General features: G+C 59.3%; 8 protein-coding genes and 2 pseudogenes. All 10 read left to right on the top strand.

Translation table 11 applies throughout. The features are described 5' to 3' along the window. The first annotated feature begins 345 nt into the window (after window positions 1-345). The 10 genes and pseudogenes from IVA81_RS40310 to IVA81_RS40265 all read left to right on the top strand — a co-directional run bounded on the left by IVA81_RS40310 (window position 346) and on the right by IVA81_RS40265 (window position 8,218). Entirely contained in the window at window positions 346-678 is a 333-nt protein-coding gene (locus IVA81_RS40310; RefSeq protein WP_057853677.1) for a hypothetical protein, read from the top strand. 7 nt (window positions 679-685) lie between these two features. Further along, window positions 686-919, top strand: coding sequence for a hypothetical protein (locus tag IVA81_RS40305; protein WP_247330481.1), 234 nt, complete (start codon window positions 686-688; stop codon window positions 917-919). 19 nt (window positions 920-938) lie between these two features. After that, on the top strand, window positions 939-1,322 hold the full coding sequence (gene tnpB / locus IVA81_RS40300; protein WP_346659440.1) for an IS66 family insertion sequence element accessory protein TnpB: 384 nt from the start codon (window positions 939-941) through the stop codon (window positions 1,320-1,322). Between the two features lie 51 nt (window positions 1,323-1,373). Continuing rightward, window positions 1,374-2,938: pseudogene (locus IVA81_RS40295) on the top strand (IS66 family transposase). Beyond that, complete coding sequence (locus IVA81_RS40290; RefSeq protein ID WP_247330477.1) at window positions 2,935-3,537, top strand: plasmid pRiA4b ORF-3 family protein; 603 nt, start codon at window positions 2,935-2,937, stop codon at window positions 3,535-3,537. The pseudogene IVA81_RS40295 and the gene IVA81_RS40290 overlap by 4 nt, the downstream one beginning before the upstream one ends. A 192-nt stretch (window positions 3,538-3,729) precedes the next feature. After that, window positions 3,730-4,075, top strand: a pseudogene (locus IVA81_RS40285) (transposase domain-containing protein); the annotation flags it as partial. Window positions 4,076-4,615: 540 nt separating this feature from the next. Beyond that, entirely contained in the window at window positions 4,616-5,608 is a 993-nt protein-coding gene (locus tag IVA81_RS40280; RefSeq protein ID WP_247330475.1) for a sterol desaturase family protein, read from the top strand. 155 nt (window positions 5,609-5,763) lie between these two features. Continuing rightward, window positions 5,764-6,084, top strand: a complete 321-nt coding sequence (locus IVA81_RS40275; protein ID WP_247330472.1) for a MocE family 2Fe-2S type ferredoxin — start codon at window positions 5,764-5,766, stop codon at window positions 6,082-6,084. 68 nt (window positions 6,085-6,152) lie between these two features. Continuing rightward, window positions 6,153-6,986: a sugar phosphate isomerase/epimerase gene (locus IVA81_RS40270; RefSeq protein ID WP_247330483.1), complete on the top strand. Its 834-nt coding sequence runs from the start codon at window positions 6,153-6,155 to the stop codon at window positions 6,984-6,986. A gap of 14 nt (window positions 6,987-7,000) precedes the next feature. Next, complete coding sequence (locus IVA81_RS40265; RefSeq protein ID WP_247330451.1) at window positions 7,001-8,218, top strand: FAD-dependent oxidoreductase; 1,218 nt, start codon at window positions 7,001-7,003, stop codon at window positions 8,216-8,218. Window positions 8,219-8,628 lie beyond the last annotated feature (410 nt).

The raw sequence follows: 8,628 nt of genomic DNA, 5'->3' as shown, positions 1-8,628 counted from the left end.
GAACCGTCATGGGAAGCTCCTTTGCGATATGAAAGCGCTGCAAGCAGCGCCTCCAGCGTCTCGCAATCGAACTTCGTCGGGAATGCAGGAAGATCAGATGGTGGCACCAAAGCTTGCCACGAATCGCCTACCGCGAAGCGGTGATGCGCCGGAGAGGGGCGGACTGCGTTGTATTAGCGAGGAAGCGGTGTAATGCCCGTGAGGTCATCGCCATTGGATCGGGTCAACCAGCAATGGGAGGAAGGCGAGTTGTGCGACGGATAGCGAATATGGCTCTGTTGAGCCATATTCCCTATCATCGCTGATCGTCAGCTCTCTGATTCGCCCGTTAAAGATGGACGACCTATGCTCGACAATCCGGAGAAGACCACCCGGCTTCTCGCCGCACTCAAGGCAGCTGCGCCATTCGACGTTGAACTGGCACCATCGTTGATCGAATATCTGCAAGCCGAGAATGTTGCCGATGCTGATCGGATGCACCACGTCGTCTGGGATTTGTCATACGCCGGTGACGAGGGCGGCATCATCTGCCATTTGTCTCGCTCGGAAGAAACAGGCAGAGCGCTTGTCGTCTCCCTCACACATGTGCGCGTGCCGCGCTCGATGCCACTTGCAGCGGCCGTTCTGGATTATCAGAAGCACCGAGTGAAAAAGCTCAAGAAGCAGGGCCGGAGGTAGCATAAAAATGGCGCACGCGATTATCCGAGGAAAGAATGGTCGCCGATATGAAGTGGAGTTTGAAGACGCGCCGGTACGCGTCGAAGTTCATGCCAGTGAGGAGACCGTCGAGATTTTTGTGGAGGCAGATTTTGAAACGCACCCGGAAGACCGGCGACGTTTTGCGATAATCAACATCCCCCGCCACCTGTTCAGCGAGGCGACGGGTCGGACGGCGCGACGCACAGCGAAGGATCGTTAATGCCGCTGCCGCGCACTCTGTGCCGCTTCCTTCTTCAGGCCGCCGCCATCGCTGCCTACCGCGGAGCGGTTTAGTCCAATTGCGCTTATGTGGTGCACCACATAAGCGCAAGGGTGCGGATGGCTTGGCGCTCCTGGCGAAGGAGACGCTGGGCCAAGACCCGATGAAGGGCGTGGCGGTGGTCTTCCGGGCGAAGCGCGCCGATCGGGTGAAGATTGTCGTCTGGGATGGCACCGGCCTGGTGATGTACTGGAAGCGGCTCGATAGCAGCGGCTTCAAATGGCCTCCTGAAGTGGCCGGCATGATGCGCATGAATGCCGCGCAGTTGTCCGCGCTTCTGGCCGGCATGGATTGGACACGCATGCATGCACCTCGAATCCCGCAACCGAAAGCACTTGCGTAGGGAATAAAATCTTCGCTGCATCGAGGCGCGAAGCATGGCAGACTCGGGCCAATGAGTGATTTGCCTGATGAGTTGCCGAGCGATCCAGCCGAGTTGCGTGTCTTTGCCGCGGCTCTGCTGGATCGCTGCGCCAGGCTCGAGCGGTTGCTCAAGCTTGCGAAAGATGCGCAGTTCGGTCGATCGTCGGAAAAGCTGGACGCTGATCAACTTCAGCTTGTTCTAGAAGACATCGAAGAGGCCGTCGCGGCTCTCGAAGCAGCCGAAGATCGCGCCAATCCCAGAACCTGCGAGAAGAGAACTGCCAAGCACAGGGCCAATCGTGGCAAGCTGCCGGAGCATTTGCCCCGCATCGTCGAAACCCTGATGCCGGCTGAAACCTGCTGCCCCTCCTGCAAAGGCGATCTCGTTGAGATTGGTCGCGATGAGAGTCAGAGGCTCGACGTCGTTCCGGTGCAATACCGGGTGATTGTGACCGCCGGCCCAAACTGGCCTGCCGCGCCTGTCACGGTGTGGTCCTCCAGCACGCCGCTCCCGAGCGACTGATCAGGGGTGGATTGCCCACCGAGCGGCTCGTCGCGCAAGTGATCGACGCCAAGTATCATTGGCATTTGCCGCTCTATCGCCAGGCGCAGATGCTGGCGACGCACGGTATCGCCATCGACCGTTCCACGCTCGCCTTCTGGGTCCGCTATGCCGCCCAGGAATTGAAGCCCTTGTGGCATCGTCTGCGAGAGCTTCTGCTCGCCTCCTCGAAGCTCTGTGTCGATGAGACCCCGGCGCCGGTGTTGGATCCGGGGCGCGGCAGAACCAAAACCGGCTACTTCTGGGCGCTCTCGCGTGATGACAGGCCTTGGGCCGGACCTGACCCACCTGGCGTGGTTTATGCCTATGCACCGGGCCGTGGGGCCGTTCATGGCTTGCGGCTGCTTGAGGGCTATCGCGGCATCATCCATTGCGATGGCTATGAGGCTTACGAGACCATGACCCGAGAGACGCGTTCGGACGCACTGTCCGCGACGCTTGCCTTCTGCTGGTCGCATCTGCGACGCCAGTTTGTGAAGATCGAGCGCGAGGCCTCTCCGGCACCGGCTCCGGTTGCCCGCGAGGCCCTCGAGCGCATCGCCCAACTCTACGCGGTCGAGAAAGTACTACGTGGCCGATCTGATGCTGAGCGCCGCGCAGGCCGACAAGCGCATGCCCGGCCTTTAGCCGCAGCCTTGAAGCAGTGGTTTGAGGCGCAGTTTGATCACCTTGCACAGAAGAGCGACACGGCGAAGGCTTTGCGTTATGCGCTGCGTCATTGGGACGGCCTGACGCTCTACCTTGATGACGGGCGCATCGAGATGGACACGAATGCGGTCGAGCGTGCGATGCGGCCGATCAAGCTCAACGCCAAGAACTCCCTGTTTGCCGGCTGTGACGAGGGGGCCGAAAATTGGGCAGTACTAGCTTCGTTAATCGAGACCTGTAAGCTTAATGGCGTCAGTGCAGAGCGCTGGCTCTCCGACGTCCTCGCGAAGCTTGTCAATGGTTGGCCTGCGTCACAACTGGATGAGCTGCTCCCCTGGGCATCGACTTACATGATGCATGCTCACGATCCAAGGTTGGCAGCATGAGCCTCAACACGACCGCTGTCCGGATCAGAGTGACCCTCAAGGACGTGAAACCGGAGGTGATGCGATGCCTTGTCGTGCCGCTTACGCTACGCCTTGATCGGCTGCATCTGACGCTTCAGGCGGCATTTGGCTGGACCAACAGCCACCTCTTCGAGTTCCTGGCTGGCGAAGGACGTTGGGGCATCCCTGATCCCGATGGTGATTTTGGCCCCCAGCCCATCGATGCCCGCAAGGCGCGGCTCTCCAATATCGTTCAAGAGACCGGCGCCAAGACGATCCATTATCTCTATGACTTCGGCGACAGCTGGGATCATGTGATCAAGCTCGAAAAATGGTTCGACAACACGACGACAGAGGGACTTCCCCTCCTGCTCGAGACCGCCGGTCGTTGTCCTCCCGAGGACGTCGGCGGTGCGCCCGGCTATGCCGAATACCTCGATGCCATCAGCGACCCCGCACATCCAGAGCACGAACGTATGCGCCTCTGGGGGCCCGAACAGTTCGATCCCGACGTCGTTGACCGGAAGGCGCTCGAGGCCGCCGTCAACGCATTGTCCGGAATTTGGAAGCCAAGACGGCACAAGCTGCGATCAAAATAGGCGTCAAGCGCCAATCGAAAGGGCCGCAGCGCTACGCTTACTTCTATAGCATCATTCTGCGCGCAAACACTGTCAAGCGCGCAGCCCGCTTTAGGGCCGAGATCAAGAACGTGAAGCTGTTGGGCGACTTATGGCAGCGGCGCGTCGTGCGCGATGACGCTCCTCATCGATTTCGAAACCTCGATGCACCTGCAGCAAGCCTTGCTCTCATCAAGCAACGACACCGCGAACGCGATCAACTATCTCCTCAACCGCTGGGCGGCGTTCACCCGCTTCCTCGACGACGGTCCCGTCTGTCAGCAGCAACGCCGCCGAACGGGCCCTGCGCGGCGAGGCGGCTTCGCCGGTTCAGATGCCGATGGCCATCGCGCCGCCGCCTATACACTTGTCGCGACCTGTAAGATGAACGATGTCGATCCCGAAGCTTGGCTTGCGGGCGTACTGACCCGCCTCCCCGACTCCCCCGCCAACAAAGTCCCCGCTGCTGCCCTGGAATTGGAAGGCGAACCAGCAGCACAAGGCCGTCGTTGCCGACTGAGTGATCTTCACCGCAAGATCGCGCCTCGCTGGGGTGCTGGCCGGGTGCGTACCAGATTGAGGCCGTGGCTCCGCATCCAACGTGCGCTCCTTGATCGTGTGCTCTCTACGTGACATTGCTCATGTTACGTCTTTGCGGCCGGGAAGTGATTTCATCCACCCTGCGTTTTGTCGAGCTCAAACGTTTGCTGTTCACTATGCGAACTCTACCCGGAGCACTGACGTTTCGGGAGTGAGTTATATGCGCGATTGGGCCCGGCCAGAGAAATCCATCAAAAACTTGCGCCAAATAGCATAATTTAAGCGTCAATCGCGGATTGTTGCAATAAATCAGGTCGAAAATATCGCTACAGTCACAACTTCCGTAGATCAGCGGGTTGACCCAGCACAAATCCGCGCCTCGGGAGGCAAACCGCTACAGCTAGCAACGTGCATCGAACTTGGTATTGGTGGTCGCCGAAGATAGTGTAACCAATTGATCAACCGTTTGTGGCGGGGCCACCGCGTGTATTCGTACTGCCGCAACACAATGGAGAGAGATTTGGACGAGACCCTGTATGGCACACGTGATAAAAGGGGGTATTGGACGCCCAACACGCGGCCGACGCGCGCTCCGATCTTCGTCTGGCCGGTGCAGCCGAAAGCATTCCTGCGCTGGCTGTTAGGCTATCTGTGGCCTTGGAACGCGATCTACTTTGCGACCGCGCTCGTCTCTTGGTATCTGACACCTTCGCTGGAAACGATGCGGGAGTTTAGTCTCGGGTGGATTTCGCTCATCATTTTGCGGAATGCTGCGCTTACACTGCTGTTCTATGGTAGCTTCCACACTGTGCTCTACATCCAGCGGTGCCAGCAGATAGACTTTAAATACAATGCTAAGTGGCCCGATACGAACAACTCAACGTTTCTGTTTGGAAGCCAGAGCGCCGAGAATGTGTTCTGGACAATGTGCAGCGGAGTGCCTGTTTGGACTGCGTATGAGGTGCTCACTTGGTGGATGTTTGCCAACGAGTACATCCCCTACGTCGATTTCCGACAACGGCCGGCCTGTTTCATCGCGCTGACTTTGCTTGTGCCGATGTGGTATTCGCTGCATTTCTATGTGATCCACCGCCTGATCCATAAGGGCCCGCTATACCGAATTATTCACGAGGTTCATCACCGCAACGTTAATCCGGGTCCCTGGTCCGGCCTGTCGATGCACCCATTTGAGCACATCGTCTACTTCTCCGGCGTGCTAATCTTTTTCCTCGTGCCCTCGAACCCACTGCACGCTGTATTTTACCTTTCGCGTTCGGCGCTCGCGCCGGCGAGCGGCCATTCCGGCTTCGATCGGATCGTGACGGGTGACGAAAAATGCATCAATAATGACCACTACTATCATTACCTGCACCACAAGTATTTTGAGGTGAACTACGGCACGGACATGAAAATCCCGCTAGACGAGTGGTTCGGCACATCGCATGACGGTTCGCCGGAAGCCGACGAGGCCATGCACAAGCGGATTAAGGCTAAGAAGTACGCGCGCGGGTAGTGCAGGGGTCTATCGGTGTATGGGCCGCCCATTCCGCACGACTGCCTTACACAACGGCGGCCGCATTCTGCCGGGGGGACTCGGCACCGGACGCAGACTGCGGCCTCGTCGTCAATGCGGGCCGCTACGACAATCCAAATCAGAGGAAATCCCAATTGACTGCCGAAGGAGAGTGGGTGGTGGCCTGCGCTGCCGATGGATTGGAGCCGGAAGCGGCGCTCCGGTTCGATCATGGAGGGCGCACGTTTGTGATTGCTCGCTCTCCGGAAGGCGGCTATTTCGCGATCGATGGCCACTGCTCCCACGAGAAGGTTCATCTCGCGGACGGAATTGTCGACGGCCATATCATCGAATGCCCTAAGCACTTCGGAGCCTTCGATTACCGGACCGGCGAGGCACGCGCGCTGCCCGCATGCATCGACTTGCGTACCTATGAGGTCAAGGTCGAGGGCGACGCCGTCTTCGTCAAGATCTGAGCAGGACCAGCGCGGGAGATAGTATAGTGTCGACTCAGAGCCTAATCGTACTGCAGTCACTCTGGGCGATGGAACGGCGCCATCCCGATGGCATCGAGCGCTCTATCGAACATAACCTGACGATGATCAAGGAAGCGGGATTCGACGGCATCAGTACATCCTGTATCGATCCCGCGCGCGTCGCCCTAATCGCCCGTACCCTGGCCGGCACGGGGCTCGCCGTCGAGGGCATGTGCTTCCCACAGACGATCGATGACCTGAAAGCCGCGATCGATATCGGCCGGCAACTTGGCGCTTTACATCTAAACGTCCAGCCCGACCTCCGTCCCCGCCGGATCGCAGACTGCATTCCACTACTGGAGGGCTGGATCAAGGTAGCCGGTGAGGCCGGCATGCCGATCTATTTCGAGACGCACCGCAACAGGATGACGACAGACCTTCTATTCACACTCGATCTCATGGATAGGGTCCCTGAGATGCAAATGCTGGCGGATCTCTCACACGTCCTGGTGGGCCGCGAGTTCTGGTATCCGGTCTCTGACCAAGACGAAGCTTTGGTACGCGAGGTGCTTGACCGGACATGGGCATTTCACGGCCGCGTCGCGTCCCGCGAGCAGATACAGGTTGAGATTACGTTTTCGCAGCACAAGATTTGGCTCGACCTGTTCCTGCGCTGGTGGGAATACGGTTTCAGGAGCTGGCGAAAGCGCGCAGGTGCGGATGCGCTTCTCTCTTTCGCATGCGAACTTGGTCCGCGGCCCTATGCCATTACCGATCGTGAGGGCAACGATACCACCGACCGCTGGGAGGAAGCTCTGTTGATCAAGTCCTTAGTACGCGACCTGTTTCAGCGTACGGCGGCCGACGCGCAAGCTTCTCTCGAACATGGTTCAGTCGCTTGAGCAACGGAGGCGCAATGGTGATCATCGGGGCGGGCCCTGCCGGCACCTCCGCCGCGATCGCTCTGCGCGAGGGCGGCTGGCGAGGCCTCATAGTCCTGATCGGCAACGAAAATATGCTGCCATATGAGAGGCCGCCGGTTTCAAAGGCGATCCTGATCGAGGAGACTGATCCTGGACCCAAGCTGCTCGTCACGCCCGAGCGCCTGGCTGAGTTGAGAATTGACTATTTCCAAGGGCGGAACGTCCAGTCGATAGATCGCGCAGCAAATACGGTCACGCTCTCAGACGGAGCACAACTGGCCTACGAACGACTGCTGCTGACCACCGGCGCTCGCCCTCGAATCCTGAGCATACCGGTCGCTGCAGCGAGCAGAATGGCGACGCTGCGCACGTATGTGGACGCGCTGGCTATCCGCCGGATCATTAGCCGACGGTGCGAGGTGGTCATTATCGGTGGCGGCTTCATCGGGCTTGAGGTTGCAGCAAGCGCGGTGGCGAGAGGTGCTTCGGTGACCGTGCTGGAGGCTGGCCCGCGGTTGTTGACGCGAGCAGTGCCAGCGCCCATGGCCGAACTTATTAAGGCCAAGCACGAGCGTTCGGGCGTGCGCATCGAGACCGGTGCCACGGTCGAGCGTATCGACGCGACCGAAGGACGCTCAAAGGTCGTGCTCGCGGACGGCCGCACGTGCTTGGCCGATCTGGTGGTCGTTGGGGTGGGCGCCGTGCCGAACGTCGAACTCGCGCAGGCGGCGGGGCTCGCCGTCGATAATGGGATTGTACTGGACAAGACACTGGCTACCTCGGATCCAGACATCTTCGCAGCGGGCGACTGCTGTTCGTTCCCGCATCGCCTCTATGGTGAGCGGATCAGGCTGGAAGCATGGCGGAACGCACAGCGACAGGGTGCTGCTGCTGCTGCCAACATACTAGGCGCGAACCGTCCCTACGATGATGTGCCCTGGTTCTGGTCGGATCAGTACGATCAGACACTCCAAATCGCCGGGCTCTGTCGTGAAGAAGACGTCCGGGTAAGCAGGGACCTCGGCGCGAACGGCCAGCTCTTCTTTTACCTTTGCGGCGACGGACGCCTGGTGGGCGCATGCGGATTCGGCAGCCTGAGTGCGATCGCGAAGGAAATACGCATGGCTGAGATGATAATCGGCAGGCGGCTTGCTCCCACACCTGAGGCGCTCAAAGACCCCGCACTCAATATCAAACATCTACTTGTTTAGTATTGCTCGACGGGGAGCCTTACGGTTGACTCTTCAACCTGGCTCAACGCTGTTTTACTTGGAATACGAAGATCAAACCGGGCAGCCTCCATGGCTCACTGCGCGCTTGAAGCCGCCCATGTCTAAAGAAAAGACACGGGTGTGGCTTGCCTCGGGCCAGCAAAAGATGGCGCGGCGGCGTGCCGGCCACGCTCAGCGTGGCGAGTTTGCGACCCACAGTCCATTATTCTTTGCTGCCGCCCCACTTCGTTGTGGAGCGCTCCTGACGCGCCGGTGAACGGCTATGAACTCATGGAGCATAAAGCGGCAGGGCGTAAGCGTCGTTCTCAGGCCACGGCTTTGAGGGATTGCGCGCGATAGGCCCAGGGAAGCAGCTGATCGATTTCGCTGTTTGGGTGACCGTTGACGAT

This window comes from Bradyrhizobium sp. 141, from assembly GCF_023074055.1.
In the GTDB taxonomy this organism is placed as follows: Bacteria; Pseudomonadota; Alphaproteobacteria; order Rhizobiales; family Xanthobacteraceae; genus Bradyrhizobium.
This window is presented reverse-complemented; position numbering and strand designations above follow the sequence as displayed.